Here is a 19,281-nt window from a genome sequence, read left to right as displayed (position 1 = left end):
TCGAAGGACTCTCATGACACTCAAAGCCCTCGCGGCTTCGCTGGCCGCAGTGGTTGGCCTGAGCCTGATCCAGGCACCACCGGCGTCCGCGGCCGAGCCGGATCCCGGCGCCGCCGCCAGCAAGATCGCCCCGACCCTGAAGGACCGCTTCCGTACGTCTCCGGCGTCCGACTTCTGGATCACGTTCGACACCGGCGCCGACCTCGCGCCGACGAAGAAGATCACCGACTGGACCGCTCGCGGTCGGTTCGTCTACGACGCGCTGACCGCGGCGGCGAAGAACTCCCTGGCGTCCGTCTCCACCGAACTCGACAGGGCCGGCGTCAAGTACACCTCCTACCCGATCGCCAACACCGTGCTCGTCAAGGGAGGCAACGAGAAGCTCGCCCTCGACGTGGCCGCGAAGACGCAGGTCGCCGAGATCCACGCGACGCCGCAGGTCGCGCTGGTCAAGCCCGTCGACGAGAAGAGCCCAGCCGACCGGGCCGCCCGCCCCGCCGCCCCGAAGGCCGCGGACGCGGGCACCTCCACGTGGGGCCTGGACGCCATCCACGCCCCCGAGGCCTGGGCCATGGGCGCCACCGGGGCGGGCATCACCGTGTCCAACCTCGACTCGGGCGTCCAGTTCGACCACCCCGCCCTGATGCACAAGTACCGCGGCACGAAGCCCGACGGCACTGTCGACCACAACTACAACTGGATGGCCGCCCGGGGCAGCTGCACTGACGCGCCGTGCGACGACAACGGGCACGGCACGCACACCATGGGCACCATGGTCGGCGACGACGGCGTCAACCACGTCGGCGTCGCCCCGGACGCGCAGTGGATCGCGACAAACGGCTGCTGCGACAGCAGCGGCGTCGAGTCGCTGCTCCGGTCCGGCTGGTGGCTGCTCGCCCCGACCGACGTCCACGGGAACAACCCCGACCCGTCCAAGCGTCCCCACGTCATCAACAACTCGTGGGGCCAGACCGACGAGCACAGCTTCAACGACTTCTTCCAGGCCATCGACGAAGCCTGGACCGCCGCGGGCATCTTCAGCGTGTGGTCATCGGGCAACACCACGCCGTACGCGGCCTGCGACACCGTCTCCTCACCCGGCTCCGCCGAGAGCGCGTACTCCGTCGGCGCCTACGCGTCGGACGGCACGCTCGCGTTGTTCTCCCGCAAGGGCGAGGGTGAAGGTGGCCGGATCAAGCCCGAGATCTCCGCTCCGGGCGACGCCGTCCGTTCGTCCTATCCGGGCAACAGCTACGTCGAGATGTCCGGCACCTCGATGGCCGCCCCCCACGTCGCCGGCGCCGTCGCGGCGTTGTGGAGCTACGACCCGACCCTCATCGGGCAGGTCGAGGAGACCCGCCGCCTGCTCGGCGAGTCCGCCGTCGACGTCGACGACACCGAGTGCGGCGGCACCGCCGCTGTCAACAACAAGTACGGCGAAGGCCGCCTCGACCTCGTCCGCCTGCTCGAACTCGCGCCCCGCAAGGGCGGCACCCTCACCGGTGTCGTCACCGCCAACGGCGCCCCGGTCCCCGCCGCCGACGTGACGATCAGCGGACCGTTCAGCCGGTCGATCGGCACCGACAAGGACGGCAGGTTCACCACGAACCTCCCGGTTGGCGACTACCAGCTCAGCACCAAGGTCTTCGGCTACCTGACCGCGACCGCCAACGTCACGATCACCCTCGGCCAGGACACCTCCGTCACGCTGCCGCTCACGGCCGCCGCGCGGCACGACATCAGCGGCAGGGTCGTCGACGACAAGAAGCGGCCCGTCCCGAACGCCGACGTCTCCGTCAAGGACACGCCGCTGAAGCCGGTCCGCACCGACGCCAACGGCGGGTTCACGATCAGCGCCGTTCCCGAGGGCGGGTACACGCTGAACGTCAAGCCCAACGCCTGTTTCTCGCCCACGACCCTCCCGCTGACCGTCGGCGCGCAGAACGAGTCGCGCGAGATCCCGGTGGGGCTCGTCGTCGACAAGGGTGGCTACAGCTGTGCCGTCTCCGACGGCGAGTACCTGCGCGGCACCGACCCGGTCGCGTTCAGCAGTGGTGTGTGGGCCACTGTGAAGTTGCCGTTCCCGATCGCGCTCTACAACGGCAGCCACGACACCCTCGGCATCGGCCTGCGCGGCGTGATCGCCCCGGACGGCAGCACCGGCCCCGGCTACGGTGGTGCGGGCATCTTCCCGTTCTACGTCCAGACCCCCGTCGAGTTCGCCCCCGGCGGCGGAGTCTTCACGGCAGCCACCAAGGTCAACGGTGAGGACGCGTTCGTCGTCGAGTACCGCAACGCCAAGCTCTGGGCCTATCCGGACCGGTCGGAGTACACCGAGCCGGTCAACCTCTCGGCCACGCTCACCCGCTCCGGCACCATGATCTTTGGGTACGGCGACGGCGTCGGGACCGCCGACCCGGTGACCGCCGGCGCGCACGCCGTCACCGGCATCCAGGGCTGGGCCGGCGTGGACGGCATCCGGTTCTCCGACAGCGCCCCGGTGCTGCACGACGGAATGATCGTCACCTACGACATGCCTGACTTCGGGTATTTCGACGCCACAGTCGTCGACCAGAACGACGGGCTGCCGGTGGCCGGAGCCAAGGTCTCCTTCAGCACCAGGAACGGGCTTGTCGAGACCGTCACGACCAACGGGACGGGCATCGTGCACCGCCAGCTCCCGGTCGGCGACTACACAATGACTGTCGACGCGCCGAACTACGCCACCGCGACGTACCCCTTCTCGCTCGACAAGCTCTACGCGAAGGCGAAGATCGACGCACGGCTGACCACTGGTGTCGCCGGCCTGAAGGCCGACGGCCTCGACGCCCTGTTGGGCGCCGACCAGAACGGCGTGGGCTCGCTGACGCTTACCAACAACGGTTCCGCCCCCCTCACGTACAACCTGGGGGAGGCCGCGCGGCACCCCGACCTCGACGCCGCCTCCGCCACCACGCGCACCGGGAAGGGCGCGGACAGCACTATCGACCTCGCCGCGTGGAAGACCGGTGCGAGCGGTATGAAGCCGTCGAACGTCGACGGCAAGGCGGCCACCGCGCGCGCAGCGGAAGCCCAGGCGGCCGGCAGGGTCGGCACGACCTCCGGCGGTGACGTCATCACCCGGATCGCCATTCCCGGCACGATCGCGGAGAAGGAGCCCTCCGGCATCGGGTACGACGGCGACGTCTGGGTCCACGACTACAACAAGCGGACCAACACCGCCTACACGGTGACGGGCAAGTCGACAGGCAAGGTCTTCGACGCGTCGTGGAACCCCGCGTACCGGGCGTTCGACATGGCGCTCGACACCAAGACCGGTGACATGTGCCAGATGGAGGACAGCCCGGCCAGCTACATCCACTGCTTCGACCGTACGACCGGGAAGGAGACCCGGCAGATCAAGGGTGACTGGTCCACGTTGCAGCTGACCGGTCTCGCCTACAACCCGGCGGAGGACGTGTTCTACGTCGGCGGCCGGGCGAACGGCATGATCGGCACCGTCGCCGGGACGTCGCACGACAACGCGGGCGCGCTGCTGTCCTTCTGCGCCCCGCCGCTGCCCGAGGTGATGGGCCTGGCCTACAACCAGGCGTCCGACACCATCTGGTACACCGACCTCACCTCGAACCGGCCCACCCGCCTGTTGCAGGTCGACCCCGACGACTGCTCGCTGGTGAACGCGTGGTGGTTCCCGGGCCAGAAGGCGGGCCAGGGCGGCGGCCTGGAGACCGACTCCACCGGCGCGCTGTGGGCGGCGGACCAGGTCGCCGACGACGTCGTGCTCGTCGACGTCGAGGACGACCTGCTCACCGACCTGCCGTGGCTGTCGCTCTCCTCGACCGGCGGCACCCTCGCTCCGGGCCAGTCGACGACCGTCCAGGTCTCGATCTCCTCGAAGGGTGCCAAGCCGGGTGTTCTCGGCGCGAACATCGTGGTCAGGTCCGACTCCGGACGCCAGTCCAAGACCTACGTCCCGGTGACGCTCACGACCACGAAGTACCAGGTCGGCGTCAACGCCGGCGGCCCGAAGCTCACCGACGGCTCCGGCTACACCTGGTCGGCCGACCAGCCCGCCGGCACGAAGGCGTGGGGCTACGAGGGCAAGACGACTGTCGCCTCCACGAAGGCCGGGATTTCCGGTACGACGGACGACGCCCTGTTCCAGTCGCAGCGCACCACTCACGAAAAGGAGCTGTTCTACCGCTTCCCCGACGCGCCAAAGGGCACCTACGCGATCGACTTCGGCTTCGCCGAGATCGAGAAGGTGGCCAGGGGTAAGCGGGTGTTCGACGTCGTCGTGGACGGATCGCTGACGGAGTACGCGTACGACCCGGCCGCGGCCGTGGGGCCGAACGCCGCCGACTGGCGCTCCGCCGTCGTGCGGCACGAGGGCGGTCCGCTGACAGTGGAACTGCGGGGCGCGAAGGGCCTGAAGGCCCCGACCATTGCCGCGCTGCGGGTGACGCTCGACCCGCGCGCCGACGCGGCGGAGCCGGAGCCTCAGCCCGAGCAGCCGGAGCCGGGACCCGTGCCGGTGGCCCCCGCCGGCCGCTCGTACTCGATGAAGGTGACCGACGGGCTCTACCGCCAGGGCACGGAGGAGTCCGGGTGGCACGGCGACGACCTCTGCGGTGTGCTGTGGTTCAGCTCCGAATACCTCCAACCGTTCTACGACACGGCCTGGGACGGCGTGTGTGTGACGACGAACGGCACGCTGACCTTCGACCGCGCCAGCACGCTGGGGAGCAACACGGCACTGCCGTCGCCGTACCCGATCGACGCGATCTACCCGCTCTGGGACGACCTCATCGTCGACGACGAGGCGGGCATCTACTTCGGCACGACCGAGGTGGACGGGGTGGCCGCGCAGGTCATCGAATGGCGCAACGTCGCCTTCTACAGCGACCAGACGGCTCGCGTGAGCTTCTCGGTCACCCTGATCGCGGACGGCCGGATCCAGATCGGGTACGGCGACGGCGTCGGCGGCGACAACCCCCTCACCCGAGGGTCGTCGGCGACGGTCGGCCTGGAGAGCCTGACGCGCAACCCCGCGAGTCAGTACTCCGTCGACCAGCCCGTCCTGAAGGCCGGCCTGGGGCTGGAGTACACCCTCCCGGCCGCCGGCACGATCGAGGGAACGGTCACCGACAAGAACGACGGCAAGCCGATGGAGGGCGCGATCGTCACGCTCAAGGGGCCGGCGGGTGAGCGGGTCATCACGACCGACGCGAAGGGTCGGTGGAAGGCCCAGGCGCTGGTCGGCGAGAACACCGTGCAGGTCGACGCGCCGAACTACGTCACCGCCAGCCACCCCGTGACCATCGCCAAGAAGGATCAGGCCGAGGTCGTCGACACGGCGTTGACCTCGGGCGTCGCCACCGTCACCGCGGGTGACCTCGACTGGCTCCTCGACAAGGGCCAGAAGACGACGGCCGACGTGACGGTGACCAACACCGGCTCCGCCCCGCTCGAGGTGCGGGTCAGCGAGCAGAAGCGCACGAGCGACGGCGGGCACGAGGCCGCCGACCTGCCGTGGCTGACCCTCACGGGCGCGGCCGCAACCGGCCCGGTCACGCTCGCGGTCGGCGCGTCCACAACGGTCACGGCGACGGCCGACAACGCCGCCGTCGCGCCCGGCGTGCTCGTCGGCGACGTGCTTGTGGCGTCGAACGCCGGCAAGGGGGAGGCGCAGTTCACGCCGGTCCGCCTGGCGACCTCGGCCTACTGGCAGGGCGTCGACGTCGGCGGCTCCGGGTACGTCGGCGCCGACGGCTTCGTCTGGTCGCCTGACCAGGAACTCGGCTCGCGGTCGTGGGGCCACGTCGGCGGCAGGACGCGTACCACAAGGGCCGACATCGCCGGCACCGAGGACGACGCGCTGTTCCGCACCCAGCGGACCGGCGAGACGTTCAGCTACGTGTTCAAGAACGCCCCCGCCGGAACGTACCGGGTCGCCCTCGACTTCGCGGAAATCGAGAAGGTGAAGGCCGGTAAGCGTGCGTTCGATGTGCTCGCCGACGGCAAGGTCGTGCTCTACGACCACGACGTGCAGGCGAAGGTGGGTGCGTTGACAGCGGACACGAACCGGGTCACCGTCGAGCACGCCGGTGGCGATCTGACGATCGAGCTTCGTCGCGACAAGGGCGAGGACGACCCGATCCTCAACGCCCTCAGCGTCCAGCAGGACCCGCGCCTGTGAGATAGCCAGTGGTCGGAGCCTTCCCGGCGAAGGATTGCCGGGGAGGCTCCGACCGCGACCAGGAGAGTTGGCGGTGATCCCGGACGGCTGTCAGCCGCGCCCGGGGGACCGCCGGACGGTGAGCACCCCGGCGATCGCCAGCAGCGTCCCCGCCAGGAGGTACATCCAGCGGTCGTGGGCGGCGTCCCAGCCGTCGCCCACGCCCACGAGCAGTGCCACCGAGGCCGGCGGCAGCGCCACCACTGTGATCGCGAGCAGCAGCATCGGGGCGGCGAGTGGACTGCCAACTCCGCGCGGCGAACGTCGCCAGCCGACTGCCGCCGCGAGGAACGCGACCGCCGCGACGGTGACGGCCTCACGGGTCAGGTCCGCGTACGGCAGCGACGCGGTCTCCGGCCCGGCCCTTGTCACGAGCAGCGCTGCCGCCCAGCACGCACCGCCGACGACGGCAGTGGGGACCGCTCGTACCAGCGCGCCGAGCCAGGCCGGAACCGGCAGGGTCTCCGCGATCGGCTTCGCGGGGTCGTCGAGCGCGAACGTGACGCCGAGGCCGACGAAGGCCATCACCAACCGCAGCAACGTGAGGTGGTGGTCGGGGGGCAGGACCGACCCGGTCACGGCCGGTGGGGTCACGATCGCCACACCGACGATCCCGGCCGCCAGCAGCGGTGCGATCCGCGTCGCCCGCAGCGTCGGCCAGACCAGCACCGCCGCCGTCCGCAGGCGTCCGCCCCGCCTCGGTACGGGTGCGCTGACGGCCTGGCCCGACGCGTCGACGGCGTCCGCGGTGGGCATCCTGCTCAGTCGGCGCACAGCGGCTCGCCCTCATCCGGGGACGGCGGCTCGACCGCAACCCCGAAGATGACGCCGAAGCGCTCCAGCGGTGTACCCGGCGCGGTCAGCTCGGCCCAGTGCCGCTCGACGAGCGGCGCGACCTCGTCGGGCGGCCGTCGCAGCAGCTCCAACGCCGGTGCCGCCGCCCGGTCGGGTGCCGAGATGCCGAACCTGCCGGACGGGTCGCTGAAGATGAGCGCTCCGAAGCTCGTCTCGTCCAGCGAGCGCATCCCGGCCAGGGCGGCCGGCGACGCCTGCCCGACCAGCCACACCAGCAGCGCCGACCGGGCTCCGCACAGCGAGAATCCTCCGTCGTACGCCTGCGCGGCCATCAGCCGGTAGGCGACTCCGGCGGCGAGGACGGCGGTTGCGCGGTCGTCGCCCCACACCGTGCCCACCCGTACCGCCTCCGGGGTGCCCGCCGCCGCGTCCGCGGCTTTCCAACCGGCCACCACGCGCATGTTCTCGGTGACTGAGCCGGTCTGGCCCGCCGGGGAGATCTCGTCGAGTGCGGTCCGCTGCCGTACCGCGAGCGGCGGACCGGGCGCGGTGACGCCGTCCGGCACGACCTCGCGTACGGAGGTCACCACCGACTCCCACCCCGGGACGAATCCGTCGAACCCGTCGAAGTAGCAGTAGGTGACGTCGTCGCGGAGGACGCACGACTGGATGCTCTCCGGCCGGTCTTCCACAGTCGCGCGGGCCGCCGCGATGCCCGGGTCGGGTCGCGACTGCGTCAGCCCGCCGCCGACGGTGAGGATCAGCCCGACGGCGAGCCCGGCCGCGACCATCGACCGCCGCGCCTTGGCCCGGGCCAGAACGGCCGCGACGAGCAGCACGGTGATCCCGACCAGATAGGCGAGGTGCCGGGCCGCGGGTCGGTCGGAGACGCCGGCGGGCACCGGGGCCGCGAACTCGCTGACGTAGACCGGGAGCAGGAACCGCCAGCCGGTCCCGCTCAGGGTCGCGGAGATCGCCACGAACTCCAGCACGAGGACGAGCAGGACGAGCAGTGGGGCGATCAGCACGGAGCGGATCAGGACACCGGCGAGCACCCCGACCGCACCGAGGAGCAGCACCAGCGCCGACGGGGTCACCAGCGCGGCGACGTCGACGCCCTCGGCCGCGCCCGGAAGCACCGCGGCGACCCCGACCCGGACGGCGACGAGCAGGAGGCTGAGGCCAGCCAGCGGTAGCAGTGCCAGCAGGAACCCGCCGACCCGCCATGCGGGCGGCAGCACCAGCACGTCGTAGGACGCGTCGACCTTGTGCCGGTGCGACCGCAACGTGACCAGGTTCGCCACGATCAGCGCCGACCCGCCGAGGATCGGCAACGCGAGCAGTTGGATGGTGATCAGCTCTTCGGGGAGCACCGGATATCGGTTGGCCGAGCCGGACAGCCAGCCCCACAGCCACGGGCCGAGGAACAGGAGCGCGGCCGCGATGGTGAGCGGGTGTCGCAGCATTCGGAGCGCCTCGAACCGGGCGAGTGCGAGGAGCGCCTGCCGACGCCGGTGTGTGGACGACGGCGTCGGACGGGTCGGCGTGGCCACCGTCAGGGCCGCGGTCACCGCGCGCCGCCCGCGGTCATCGGCGCCTCGGCGCCGGGGACGACGCCGACCAGCGTCAGGTAGCCGTCCTCGATGGACGGATCCGTCAGCGCGGCCCCGGGTGGCGGGTCGCCGACGTGACGGTGCAGCCCCGTGCCCGTCCGCCACGACGCCAGCGCCCCCGCCTCCCGCGCCGCGCTCGTCCACACCCGGCCGGCGGCGAGCCCGGCCAGCTCCGCGGGGGTGCCCTCGAACCGCACTCGGCCCCGGTCGAGGACGACGACCTCCTGGCACAGCGACATGACGTCCTCGGTCTGGTGGGTGGACAGCAGCACCGTCCTGCGCTCGCCCAGGTCCGCGACCAGCTCCCGGAACCGCAGCCGCTGCTCCGGGTCGAGACCGACTGTCGGTTCGTCGAGGATGACGAGGTCCGGGTCGCCGACCAGGGCAGCCGCCAGCGCGAGCCGTTGCCTCATGCCGCCGGACAGGGTCCGGATCCGGGATCGCCGTCGGTCGTCGAGGCCGACGGCGGAGAGCACCCGGGCGACCTCGGTGTGCCGCGCCGTCCGGTGGGTGAGCTCCTTGAGGATCGCGACGTAGTCGACGAACTCGAACGCGGTGAACGACGGGTGGAAGCCTGGGTCCTGCGGCAGGTAGCCCAGCCGGCGCCGGACCGCGAGCCGCCCGGGTGGCGTGCTCGGATCGTGGCCGAAGACCCGCAGCGTGCCGCCATCGGCCGGCAGGGCGGTCGCGACGATCCGCAGCAGCGTCGTCTTGCCCGCGCCGTTCGGGCCGAGCAACCCGGTCACTCCGGTGCGCAGCGTGAACGACACTTCCTCAAGCGCGGTGGTGCGCCCGTACCGCAGCGCCAGACCGTCTGCCCGAACGGCGGTCATGAAATTCTCCTCATCAGGTTGGGGACGTGGTAACGGTCGTAGGTGCCGCGCTGACGGGACAGGGCCACGGCGGCGATCCCGCCGACGACAGCGACGCCAACCTGCCCGGCGAGGGTGAAGACGAGCCGGTCGCCGAAGGTGGAGGCGACCACCGCCGCCCAGCCGCCGGCGACGACGACCACTGCCAGCCCCGCGCCGAGCCGGGCCGAGAGCAGCAGCGACAGCACGGTCAGGGCGAGCGACGGCAGGAACCAACCGGTCGCGCGCAGCCCGTACTCGTAGATGAAGAGGCTGGCAACGGCGGACAGCGCGGTGGTCGCGGCAAGGACCGCGAGGCACCGCAACAGCAGTAGCCGGAACGAGCGGATCGGAGCGACAAGCGCGATCTCGTAGGTGGGGTCGATGCCGGGCGCGAACGACATCCCGACCGCGACCAGCGGCAACAGCGGGGCTACGGCGAGGAACACGACCGGGTCGGTGAGCACGGCGACCGTTGCCGTCAACGCGGCAGTGACCGCGATCGCCACGAGCCACGACAGCCGCAGCGCCGGCGTCGCCGCGAGCAGCCGCGCCGTGTGGTCGGGAACGCCGGCCGTGATCATCAAGCGTTCGACGGGCCCTGGCCGCGGCGCGTCCAGGGCGACGTCGAGGCGGGCCCAGCCTCCGTCGATCGCCCATCCCAGGTCGACGGTCGCGGCAGCGGCGAGGCGTTCGCGGCACTCACCGCACGCGACAAGGTGCGCCTCCGTGGACCACAGACCAGGGGCGGCGAGGGTACGGGTGGCGTAGGCGCGTAGGTCCTCGTCGAGCAGGTGCCAGGTCATGTCAACTCCTCTCGCAGCTGCCGGCGGGCCCGCATCGCCCGCGTCTTGACGGTGCCGGCGGGGATACCGAGCAGGACGGCGGCCTCGGCGGTGGAGAGGCCGTCAAGGACGGTGGCGCGGATGACCGCGCGCAGCTCCGGGGAGAGGCGGGCGAGGGCGCCCCCGAGGTCGCCGTGCTCCAGACCGATAAGCACCTCCTCCTCGGCGGACGACTCGTCGCTGCCGCGCAGGCGGGCCAGCAGCCGGCCGAGCCGATCGCGGGATGTGCGGCGGCGCAGCGCGTCGATGAGCCGGCGCGACGTGATCCTCCACAGCCAGGCGGCAGCGTCGGTGTCGCGAGGCCGGAACGAGGCCGCCGCGCCGGTCCACACCCCGAGGAATGCCTCCTGCACGACGTCGTCGATGAGGGCATCGTCGGCGCAGCGGTAGCACAGGCGCAGGCGTAGCCACGGCGCGTGCCGGCGGTAGAACGCCTCGAACGCGTTCCGGTCGCCGCCCGCGATCAGGGCCAGGAGTTCGGCGTCATCCTGGGCGGTCATGCCTACCTATCGCGGTGGGGTCGAGTTTTGGTTCGCATCAATGGCACAGCTTCCTGCCGGCGCTCGCGCCGTTAGGCTCGCCGGCATGCCGGACAGCACCGCAACGTCGCGCCTGGTTGGCGATGACGTCATCGCGGGGCGGCAACGCCTCGTCGTCGTCAACAGAGGAGATCATTACGCGCTCAGCACGCTCGGTGTCTTCGCCGATGGCGTCGTCCTCTGGCAATTCGGCTCGACTGATCTCGACGGTCTGCGCGCCGCGTTCGACGACGGCACGCTGACCCTGACCCCGCCCGAGGGCGCATCGCTGGTCATCGCCGGCACGGCACGCGGGACCGTGCCGGCACTGGAGTCCTGGCTGACTCCGGAGCTGGTGATCGGCGATCTCGCCGACGAGGTGGACCACCTCAACGATCGGCCGGACTCCGCACGGCGCTGCTGGAACGCGCTCCTGACGTATGCCACGGATCCGACAAGCGCCAACTTGGAGATCGTCCGCGAGTTGTATCACGCGGTGCCCGAGCACCGCCGAATCTTCATGCTCGGCGACATGGACCAGAACGACGTTCCGGTGCGGATCCTGCTCGCCGAGGTGGGCGAGACGATCCCGGCCCGACGCCCGGACCACACGCTCACGGTGACCCCGGAGGCCCGGGAGCAGGCGCTCGACTATTTCCGCCGGAGCGAGGCCGGTGTCGCCAGAAGCTGGGCGCGGCGGGTGGCGGACGGACCGGAGACGACCGTTCCGCTTGTCGTCGGCGGGCACGTGTACCCGAGCGGCTGGCCGGATCCGGCGGGCGTGGAGGTCCTACAGATCGACTATCCGGCGACGGTGAACTCCGGCGGCCGGGACTATCCGAGCGTCATGCACGCCTACTGGGCGCTGTCCACCGACGACGCCGACTGGCACGACCGGATCGCCGCCGCCGGCCGTGGCCTCGACGCCCGGACACTCGGCGAGGAGGCGCCCCGGCGGACGGGCTGGCCCGCGGCCCGGCTGGGCGTGATGGCCGCGCTGCTGCGGGACAAGTTCGAGCGCCACCCGGCGATGGCGGCGACACTACTCGGCACGGGTGACGCCCGGCTGCTCTACAACGACTGGGCTTCGAGGTACTGGAGTTCGAGCGGCGCCAACTGGCTGGGACGGTTGCTGGAACTCGTCCGTTCCGAGCTGGCCAATCGGTGACCGGGCCGGCCGTAGCAAGAGCACCGGCCCGGGTCCGGCCCGGGCCGGTGCTGAGACGAGCTGGGTCGGTCAGCGGCCCTGGAGGCGCTTCACGTTGTCGCCGAAGGTCCATCCCTTCGACCCGTCCCAGTTCGCCGACCAGGTCATCAGGCCCTTGAGGCCGGGCACCGAGTTCCAGGCCTGGGTGACAAGCGACGTCGACAGGTAGCCGCCGCCCGCGCCGTTCTGCGCCGGCAGGCCGGGGACCTGCTTGTCGTACGGCACGCGGATGGTGGTGCCCTGGATGGTCAGGCCGTTGTTGAGGCACTGGGTCTGCACAGTGAAGCCCTGCACGGTGCCCGCCGGGTACGAGTCGCCGGCGCAGCCGTACATCGAGCCGTTGTAGTACTGCATGTTCAGCCACCAGAGCCGGCCGTTGTCCACGTACTTCTTGATGATCGGCAGGTAGGAGCCCCAGATCGAGCCGTAAACCACGCTGCCGCCGGTGACGTAGGCGGTCTCCGGCGCCATGGTCAGGCCGAAGTTCGACGGCATCCGGGCCAGCACGCCGTCGATGATCCGGATCAGGTTGGCCTGCGACGTCGACAGGGTGTTGATGTTGCCGCTGCCGGTCAGGCCGGTCTCGATGTCGATGTCGATGCCGTCGAAGTGGTAGGTCGTCAGGATCGGCACGATCGTCGCGATGAACCGGTCGGCGACCGCCGCGGAACTCAGGTCGATGCCCGCGGCGGCCCCGCCGATCGACATCAGGATGGTGGCGCCGGCCGCTTTGGCCTGGCACATCTCGGCCGGGGTGGCCACCTTCACGCCGGCGTCCATGCCGTTCTCCCAGAGGACCGTGCCGTCGGCTCGGATCACCGGGAACGCCGCGTTGATCACGTTGTAGCCGTGCTGGTTGAGCCGGCTGTCGGTGATCGGGATCCAGCCGAGGCCGGGGTGTACGCCGTTGGAGGCGCCGTCCCAGTTCTCCCAGTAGCCCTGCAACACCTTGCCGGCGGGCCGCGACTTCACCGCGCAGGTCCCACCGGTCGGTGGTGGCGTGGTGGTCGGTGGCGGCGTGGTCGGTGGTGGCGTGGTCGGTGGTGGCGTGGTGGGGGGCGGCGTGGTCGGTGGCGGCGTGGTGCTTCCCGAGCACGCGCCCAGGTCACGCCAGAGCGACGGTGTCGCGGCGGGGTTCCAGCCGGCTCCGGGGTACGCGGTGTGGGCGACCAGAGCCTGGTAGAGCCGGCCGCCATAGGTCACCTGGGCGCCCGCCTGGTAGGTCGTTCCCTCGGCCCACGCCGGGGCGGTGCAGGCGACCATCGGGACCGCGTTGGCCGAGGGCACGGCCGCCATGCTGCTGGGGACGAAGGCGACGGCGGCCGTGACGGTCATCGCCGCCCCGGCCAGCACTGCGAAAATCCGACGGCTCCTCATGGTTCACTCCCCAGGCTTCGGTGACCTCCGACCTCCACATATTGACGTTCGTAAAGTTTAATATCAAGGGTTGTTTACAGATTCCGGGAAGTTGGGGGAGTCGGAGGACTGACGGGGCTGCCGCGTGCCGCGCCGGCCTTCGAGTTTCAGGTCGTGCGGCGACGCATGCTAGGTGTCGGCGGCGCCCGACCGGCCCTGCCGCCGATCGTCATCCCAGGTCCAGGGCACCGCGAAGGGGTCCTCGGGCAGGAAGCAGCCGTAGTCCTGCAGCGGAGACTCGTCGTCGAGTACCACCCCGTGCAGCCAGCCGGCCGGCGACAGGCCGTCCGTCCGGCCGCTGACCCGCACGCCAGGCCGGAGTCCACCGACGCCGACCCTCTCGCCGTCCACGGCGTCGGCGGCGAGCGTTCCGTCCCGATCGAGCAGGGCGTGTACGGCATCGTAGACGTCAGTGATCGCCTCGGCCGCCTCCGCATCGGACAGACCCGGGCTGCGGTCGCGTAGCGCCTGCCGCGCCGCGGCCAGGAACCGGTCCGGGTCCACCACGACGACATCGCGTCGGGTCCGAATGCTGATCATCATGCCCGCGGTCGGTAGCCCGGCGTCCGTCATACCGGGAGGGTAGACCCCACCGGTCCGGGGCGGCGGCCGAGCGCAGTGGCACGGCCTTGATCGATAAGCGGCAGGGGTTGGTGGCTAGTAGGTGTCGGCCAGGTGCGTCCGCAGCTTGACGAGCGCGCGGGCCAGCAGGCGTGAGACGTGCATCTGCGAGACACCGATCTGGTCGGCGATCTCGCTCTGGGTCTGGTTGCCGTAGAAGCGCAGGGTGAGGATCTTCTGCTCCCGCTCGTCGAGCGTGGCCAGCGCGGGGCCGAGCGCCACCCGCAGCTCGGCCTTGGCGAACTCGGCGTCGTCGCCGCCCAGCATCTCGCCCAGCTCGGTGCCGCGCTCGCCGTCGCCAATCGGGGTGGACAGCGAGACGGCGTTGTACGCGCGGGCGCCTTCGAGGCCTTCGAGGACCTCTTCCTCGGTGAGCTTGAGGTGTGCGGCGATGTCGGCGACAGTCGGCGAGCGCCCCAGCGTTTGCAGCAGGGTGCTGTTCGCGTCCGAGATCGCCAGGCGCATCTCCTGCAGCCGGCGGGGCACGCGGATGTCCCAGGTGCGGTCCCGGAAGTGACGCTTGAGTTCCCCGACGATGGTGGGGATCGCGTAGCCGGCGAAGTCGACACCGCGGGACGGGTCGAACTTGTCCACTGCCTTGATCAGGCCCAACGCCGCGGTCTGCGTCAGGTCCCCGGTGGGCTCGCCTCGCCCGCTGTAGCGTCGGGCGAGGTGATTGGCCAGCGGCAGCCACGCCTCGATCGCCCGGTCCCGCAGCGCGGCCCGCGACGGGTGATCGGCGGGCATCGCCGCCATCGCGAGCAGCAACCTCGTGGCGGTCGAGTCGGCCGAGGTCTCCTGGTTGTGGGTGCTCCTCGGTGCGGGCCGGTCGGTGGTGATGGTCATGCTGGTTCCTCCGCATCGCACCGGCCGCGCTCCGCTTGTCCGGCGCCAACCGTCTGAGCAGAGGGTAGACGAAAGGACGCCAGAAACCTAGCCGAAAGGATGAGGTGTCGCAGCTCGGTGTCGCGTCCTCTGCCCGGAGTCAGGTCACAGTTGCTGGCGGTGGCGCACGAGTCCCCCGGCGGAGGAGGCGGTCGATCTCGGATCAGCTGCCCGCGGGGCTCATTCCGATTGACGGCGGATGACCAGCAGGGCGATGTCGTCGTCCGGGTGCTCGTCTGCGGTGGTGGCCATGATGTGGTCGCACAACTCCTCGGCCGGCCTGGACCGCACGGCGTTGGCGAGGCGCTCGATGCCGGTGTCGATCAGCTCGCTGCGACGTTCGACAAGTCCGTCGGTGTAGAAGACGAGCGCCGCGCCGGGCGGCAGGTCCACAACTGTGGTGCGGCGATTGGCTGGTGGTCGGCCCACGCCGAGTGGCCGGTCCACAGTCAGGTTGACCGGCCGGGTGGGTTGGCCGGGGGTGGCCAGCAGCGGTGGGAGATGCCCCGCGGAGGAGAGGTGCACCGTCGCGCGGTCGGGGGTGATCAGGGCGTAGAGGGCGGTGGTGAGGGTGCCCGCCTCGAAGTGGTGGATCTTGCGGTCGAGGGAGGTCAGCGCCTGGGCGGGATCCTCGGAGTCGAGGGCGTAGGCGCGGAGCGCGCTGCGGATGCGTCCCATGACGACGGCGGAGGGCAGGCCGTGGCCGGAGACGTCGCCGATGACGGCGCCCAGCCAGCCCGAGGGCAACGTGAACACGTCGTACCAGTCGCCGCCGATGCCCAGGTCGTGGCCGGGTATGTACCGGGCGGCCAGGTCCAGGCCGGGGATGTCGGGTAGCCGGCCCGGTAGCAGGCTGTGCTGCAGGGCCAGCGCCGCCTGCCGGTCGAGGACCTGCGCGTGGGCCTGACCTGCGATGCTGGCACGGTCGGCAACGAGCTGTAAGAGCTGCACGTCGTCGGAACCGAACTGACGCAGGGCCAGCGAGCCGACGTGTAGTACGCCGACGAGGTTGCCGTTGACGAGCATGGGCACGCCCAGCAGGGCCCGTATGCCGGCGGCGAGCAGGAGGGGGTTGACCACGTCGTCGGGCGTCACGTCGTGGATCGTGACCGGCGCGCGTGTCGCCGCCACCCGCCCGGCGAAGCCGCGTCCGACCCGGACGCGGAAACCCCGCCGGACCTCCTCCTCCAGGCCCTTGGCCGCGGTCGCGACCAGCTCACCGGTGTGGTCGTCCAGCAGCAGGATGGTGGCGGTGTCGACAGCGAGCAGGTCCCGGACGCGTTCGAGTAGCTCGTCGAGCAACTCGGTGATGTTCAGCCCCGACAGGGCGGCGTCGGTGATCGCCTCGATACGTCGCAGCCGCTCGTCGTTCGTCACCAGTTCGGCATCGGGCACCAGTTCGGCATCGGGCACCAGTTCGGCATCGGGCACCAGTTCGGCATCGGGCACCAGCTCGGCATCGGGCACCCAGGCAGCCTAGACGCCGGCCCACCACCGATGGCACGTCAGGAGCGAGATCAACAGTGTCGTGCCGTCGAGACGGGGTACCTCCGATGTCACATCGACGCATTGGTCGGCCGGTGGATCCGTTCCGGAGAGCTATCCTCCCTCGTGCCACCGGTAAGGTCACCGGCTCCACGTCCGACAGGGAGGGCAAGCAGTAGTGAATCCGCCGCTCGACCAGCATGCCCCTACCGGCGGGAAGCCCCTGTTCTCGACGTCGTTCGCCCTCGCGGACCTGACCCGCGTCCGAAGCGAGGTCGAGGCCGCCAGTCGCCGGTGTGGCCTTGACCACGACGAGATCGAGAACTGGGTCATCGCGATCAACGAACTGATGATCAACGTGATTCGGCACGGCGGTGGCAGAGGCGCCGTACGCCTGCTCCTGAACGGTCAGCTCACCTGTGAAGTCACCGACCAGGGGCGGGGCTTCAACACCGCGCACTACTTTCCGCGCACCGAGCGACCGCCCCTGTCCGAAACGGGAGGAATGGGTCTCTGGGTGGTCGGGCGGATGGCCGAGTACGTCCTCGTCGACAGCGGGCCCGCAGGCACCACCATCCGCATCGCGGCACGCACCCGCGACACTCTCGGATAACCATCCCCTCCTCGACGTCATCCGTTGCCGGAAGCGCCTGCGGCGGTCCACGAGGCGACCGTCCGGTACGAGGGTCCTTCCGAGCAGGTCCCGCAGCGGCCGGGAGCGTCCGCGTGCGGCGGAACCAGCAGGCATCGACGTACCAGGGACGGCCGTTAGCCCGGCCGGACGAGGAACTCGGCACCGTGACCGGTGATATCACCTGTGGTTATACGGTCTCCCTCGACGTCGGGGCGCGAGCTGCCCGACATGCCGGAGCGGGCTCGGCGTGACGCCGAGCCCGCCCGTTCCGGCCTGTGTCAGGTGTGCCGGACCTCGCCCTGCGGTCTGTTGATCTGCGGGCCCTCGAACGGGCTGTGCACGCAGCCGGCCGTGATCATCATGCGAGGGGCGCGAGCCTGAATTGCTGGTTGGTTTGTCCGTGGCAGTCGTAGAGCTGGATCGGGGCTCCGTTGGCCGTGCTCCAGACGTCCAGGCATCGTCCGGACTGCACGTTACTGATGGTGCCGTTGGAGTTGATGTTCCACTGTTGGTTGGTCTGGCTGTGGCAGCTGTAGATCTGCACCGCCGCGCCGTTGCCGGTGCCCGCCGCGTCCAGGCACATGTTGCCGTACACCTGTAGTTGTTTGCCTGAGGTGTACGTCCATGCCTGGTTGGACTGCTTGTTGCAGCCGTAGAGCTGTACGCGGGTGCCGTTGTTGTGGGAGGCGTTGGTTACGTCGACGCACCGGCCGGACTGCGTGCCGATGATCTCGCTGGCGGCGTTGGGTGGGACGGTGGGTGAAGCGGTGGGGGTCGGCGTGTTGGTGGGGGCCGCCGTCGGGGTGGTCGGCGTCGAGGGCAGCAGCGGGCAGGTGCTGCGGTAGGTGACCACGCCGCTGTTGTCCAGCAGCGGGCAGAGGAACTGGCTGTACCGGGCGTCGTTGTCGACGAACATCTTGACGAACGGCAGCATGGTCCGGACCATCACCGGGTTCGACCGCCCGACCATGAACCCATGATCCGCGCCGGCCACCTCCACGTAGACGCTCTCCGTCGTGGTCGGGAGGCTGTTGTACAGGCTGGTGGCGTAGGACGGGGTGACCACCGTGTCCGCCTGCCCAGCGAAGATCATCGTGGGCACCCGGTCGTTGGCCAGGTTCGACGACGGCGAGTACGGCGCGATGCCGACCACTGCCTTCAACGATGGGCGCCGGATGGCCGCGCTCAGCGCGCCACCGCCGCCCATGGAGTGGCCGGCGACCGCCAGCCGGTTGGGGTCGACCCGGTCGCGTACCGGGCTCTGCTGTGTCAGGTAGTCCAGCGCGGCGAGCAACTGGGTGCCTCGGGCCGTGTCGAAGTCGTTGCGGCTGTTGGTCTCGATGCCGATCACGACGAAGCCGTGCGAGGCCAGCCACGGTCCCATCCAGGCCAGCTCGGCGGAGAACAACGCGGTGTAGCCCGGCGAGATCGCGATGGCCCCGAAGGTGCCCTGGCTGGTGTCGGTCGGGTAGTAGATCCTGCCGCCGTTGAAGCCGTACCCGGTCGGGACGCTGACCGACGTGTTGGCGAAGGGGCCGTTCACGGCGGTGACGCTGGTCCGGGTGGGGTCCGGGCCCCGCTGGTACGGGTTGTCGGCGGCCGATGCCGACCCGGTCGCCACCGTCATGGTGAACAGCCCGACGGTGGCGACGATCCCGGCCGCGGCGAGCTTGAACAGCCGACCGCGGAAACGGGATGACACTCGGTCAGCGTGGGCATCCCCAGAGGGCGGGGGGTGGTCCGCAGGTCCTCGCATGGTCGTACCTCCTGGTGGTGGGTGGGTGCGGTGCGGGCGGGCTCGACGCTGTGCCGACCTGACCCGCCGGGGTGACGGCACGCCGAGACGCTGAGTTATCGAAGCTGTTCCGGAAGAATCGAGCGTTCGTGGTCGAGCACACCCGGTGGAACGGATCCGGGAAAACCATGCTGATCCTCCGGTGGTGAGATGGGAGATCTCCGTCGCTGGTCGGGTGGGCGACCTGCTCGGCTGCGGCGGCCCCGATGCTGAGTCGGCCCGACCGGGCCCGGGGCGCACGGCGGGCGTCCGCCCGGAGGCGAGTCGGCGCGAGCTACCTGACCAGCGGCTGAAGGATTGCGACGGGTAGCCCGTTCGCCCGTTGGCAGGTGACTGTGGGCGCTGGGCTCGCCGGTGTGGGCGTGGTTGCCGGGCAGG

At 70.6% G+C, this 19,281-nt stretch carries 13 protein-coding genes; 3 read left to right on the top strand and 10 right to left on the bottom strand.

Going from position 1 to position 19,281, the window contains the following annotated elements; all coding sequences use genetic code 11:
* Window positions 1-13 precede the first annotated feature (13 nt).
* Entirely contained in the window at window positions 14-6,199 is a 6,186-nt protein-coding gene (locus tag ACQPWW_RS21790) for a S8 family serine peptidase (RefSeq protein WP_433125113.1), read from the top strand.
* A gap of 90 nt (window positions 6,200-6,289) precedes the next feature.
* Here the strand turns inward: ACQPWW_RS21790 and ACQPWW_RS21785 are convergent, their stop codons facing one another.
* From ACQPWW_RS21785 to ACQPWW_RS21765, 5 genes are read right to left on the bottom strand one after another with little or no spacing between them, the layout of a single operon-like run.
* A complete protein-coding gene (locus ACQPWW_RS21785; RefSeq protein WP_433125112.1) occupies window positions 6,290-6,994 on the bottom strand; it encodes a hypothetical protein in 705 nt (234 codons plus the stop codon).
* Window positions 6,995-6,999: 5 nt separating this feature from the next.
* Window positions 7,000-8,604 carry a hypothetical protein gene (locus ACQPWW_RS21780; protein ID WP_433125111.1) on the bottom strand — a complete coding sequence of 535 codons (1,605 nt, stop codon included), beginning with the start codon at window positions 8,602-8,604 and terminating at the stop codon, window positions 7,000-7,002.
* Complete coding sequence (locus ACQPWW_RS21775) at window positions 8,601-9,479, bottom strand: ABC transporter ATP-binding protein (RefSeq protein ID WP_433125109.1); 879 nt, start codon at window positions 9,477-9,479, stop codon at window positions 8,601-8,603. The genes ACQPWW_RS21780 and ACQPWW_RS21775 overlap by 4 nt, the downstream gene beginning before the upstream one ends.
* Window positions 9,476-10,303: a hypothetical protein gene (locus ACQPWW_RS21770; protein ID WP_433125107.1), complete on the bottom strand. Its 828-nt coding sequence runs from the start codon at window positions 10,301-10,303 to the stop codon at window positions 9,476-9,478. The genes ACQPWW_RS21775 and ACQPWW_RS21770 overlap by 4 nt, the downstream gene beginning before the upstream one ends.
* Window positions 10,300-10,842 (bottom strand): RNA polymerase sigma factor, encoded by a 543-nt coding sequence (locus ACQPWW_RS21765; protein WP_433125106.1) that lies wholly within the window; start codon window positions 10,840-10,842, stop codon window positions 10,300-10,302. Before ACQPWW_RS21765 ends, ACQPWW_RS21770 begins: the two co-directional genes overlap by 4 nt.
* Before the next feature lie 85 nt (window positions 10,843-10,927).
* Between ACQPWW_RS21765 and ACQPWW_RS21760 the strand changes: the two genes are divergently transcribed.
* Window positions 10,928-12,028: an NADAR family protein gene (locus ACQPWW_RS21760; protein WP_433125104.1), complete on the top strand. Its 1,101-nt coding sequence runs from the start codon at window positions 10,928-10,930 to the stop codon at window positions 12,026-12,028.
* A 69-nt stretch (window positions 12,029-12,097) separates the two neighbouring features.
* On the opposite strand, the gene ACQPWW_RS21755 is transcribed toward ACQPWW_RS21760, so the two are convergent.
* The 4 genes from ACQPWW_RS21755 to ACQPWW_RS21740 form a co-directional block, all read right to left on the bottom strand.
* Window positions 12,098-13,444: a carbohydrate-binding protein gene (locus tag ACQPWW_RS21755; protein WP_433125102.1), complete on the bottom strand. Its 1,347-nt coding sequence runs from the start codon at window positions 13,442-13,444 to the stop codon at window positions 12,098-12,100.
* A gap of 168 nt (window positions 13,445-13,612) precedes the next feature.
* Window positions 13,613-14,056 carry a hypothetical protein gene (locus tag ACQPWW_RS21750; RefSeq protein ID WP_433125101.1) on the bottom strand — a complete coding sequence of 148 codons (444 nt, stop codon included), beginning with the start codon at window positions 14,054-14,056 and terminating at the stop codon, window positions 13,613-13,615.
* 84 nt (window positions 14,057-14,140) lie between these two features.
* Window positions 14,141-14,860 (bottom strand): SigB/SigF/SigG family RNA polymerase sigma factor, encoded by a 720-nt coding sequence (locus ACQPWW_RS21745; RefSeq protein ID WP_433134478.1) that lies wholly within the window; start codon window positions 14,858-14,860, stop codon window positions 14,141-14,143.
* A gap of 309 nt (window positions 14,861-15,169) precedes the next feature.
* Entirely contained in the window at window positions 15,170-16,456 is a 1,287-nt protein-coding gene (locus tag ACQPWW_RS21740) for a PP2C family protein-serine/threonine phosphatase (protein ID WP_433125099.1), read from the bottom strand.
* A gap of 196 nt (window positions 16,457-16,652) precedes the next feature.
* Between ACQPWW_RS21740 and ACQPWW_RS21735 the strand changes: the two genes are divergently transcribed.
* Window positions 16,653-17,087, top strand: a complete 435-nt coding sequence (locus tag ACQPWW_RS21735) for an ATP-binding protein (protein ID WP_433125097.1) — start codon at window positions 16,653-16,655, stop codon at window positions 17,085-17,087.
* A 379-nt stretch (window positions 17,088-17,466) separates the two neighbouring features.
* On the opposite strand, the gene ACQPWW_RS21730 is transcribed toward ACQPWW_RS21735, so the two are convergent.
* A complete protein-coding gene (locus ACQPWW_RS21730) occupies window positions 17,467-18,810 on the bottom strand; it encodes a ricin-type beta-trefoil lectin domain protein (RefSeq protein WP_433125095.1) in 1,344 nt (447 codons plus the stop codon).
* Window positions 18,811-19,281: the final 471 nt, after the last annotated feature.

The sequence above is a fragment of the Micromonospora sp. CA-240977 genome, assembly GCF_050942285.1.
In the GTDB taxonomy this organism is placed as follows: domain Bacteria; phylum Actinomycetota; class Actinomycetes; order Mycobacteriales; family Micromonosporaceae; genus Micromonospora.
This window is presented reverse-complemented; position numbering and strand designations above follow the sequence as displayed.

Excerpts from the sequence above, each read along its gene's own strand:
- ACQPWW_RS21775 (WP_433125109.1), bottom strand. The coding sequence starts at position 9,479 with ATGACCGCCGTTCGGGCAGACGGTCTGGCGCTGCGGTACGGGCGCACC.
- ACQPWW_RS21750 (WP_433125101.1), bottom strand. The coding sequence starts at position 14,056 with ATGACGGACGCCGGGCTACCGACCGCGGGCATGATGATCAGCATTCGG.
- ACQPWW_RS21770 (WP_433125107.1), bottom strand. The coding sequence starts at position 10,303 with ATGACCTGGCACCTGCTCGACGAGGACCTACGCGCCTACGCCACCCGT.
- ACQPWW_RS21760 (WP_433125104.1), top strand. The coding sequence starts at position 10,928 with ATGCCGGACAGCACCGCAACGTCGCGCCTGGTTGGCGATGACGTCATC.
- ACQPWW_RS21790 (WP_433125113.1), top strand. The coding sequence starts at position 14 with ATGACACTCAAAGCCCTCGCGGCTTCGCTGGCCGCAGTGGTTGGCCTG.
- ACQPWW_RS21765 (WP_433125106.1), bottom strand. The coding sequence starts at position 10,842 with ATGACCGCCCAGGATGACGCCGAACTCCTGGCCCTGATCGCGGGCGGC.
- ACQPWW_RS21785 (WP_433125112.1), bottom strand. The coding sequence starts at position 6,994 with ATGCCCACCGCGGACGCCGTCGACGCGTCGGGCCAGGCCGTCAGCGCA.
- ACQPWW_RS21755 (WP_433125102.1), bottom strand. The coding sequence starts at position 13,444 with ATGAGGAGCCGTCGGATTTTCGCAGTGCTGGCCGGGGCGGCGATGACC.
- ACQPWW_RS21745 (WP_433134478.1), bottom strand. The coding sequence starts at position 14,860 with ATGGCGGCGATGCCCGCCGATCACCCGTCGCGGGCCGCGCTGCGGGAC.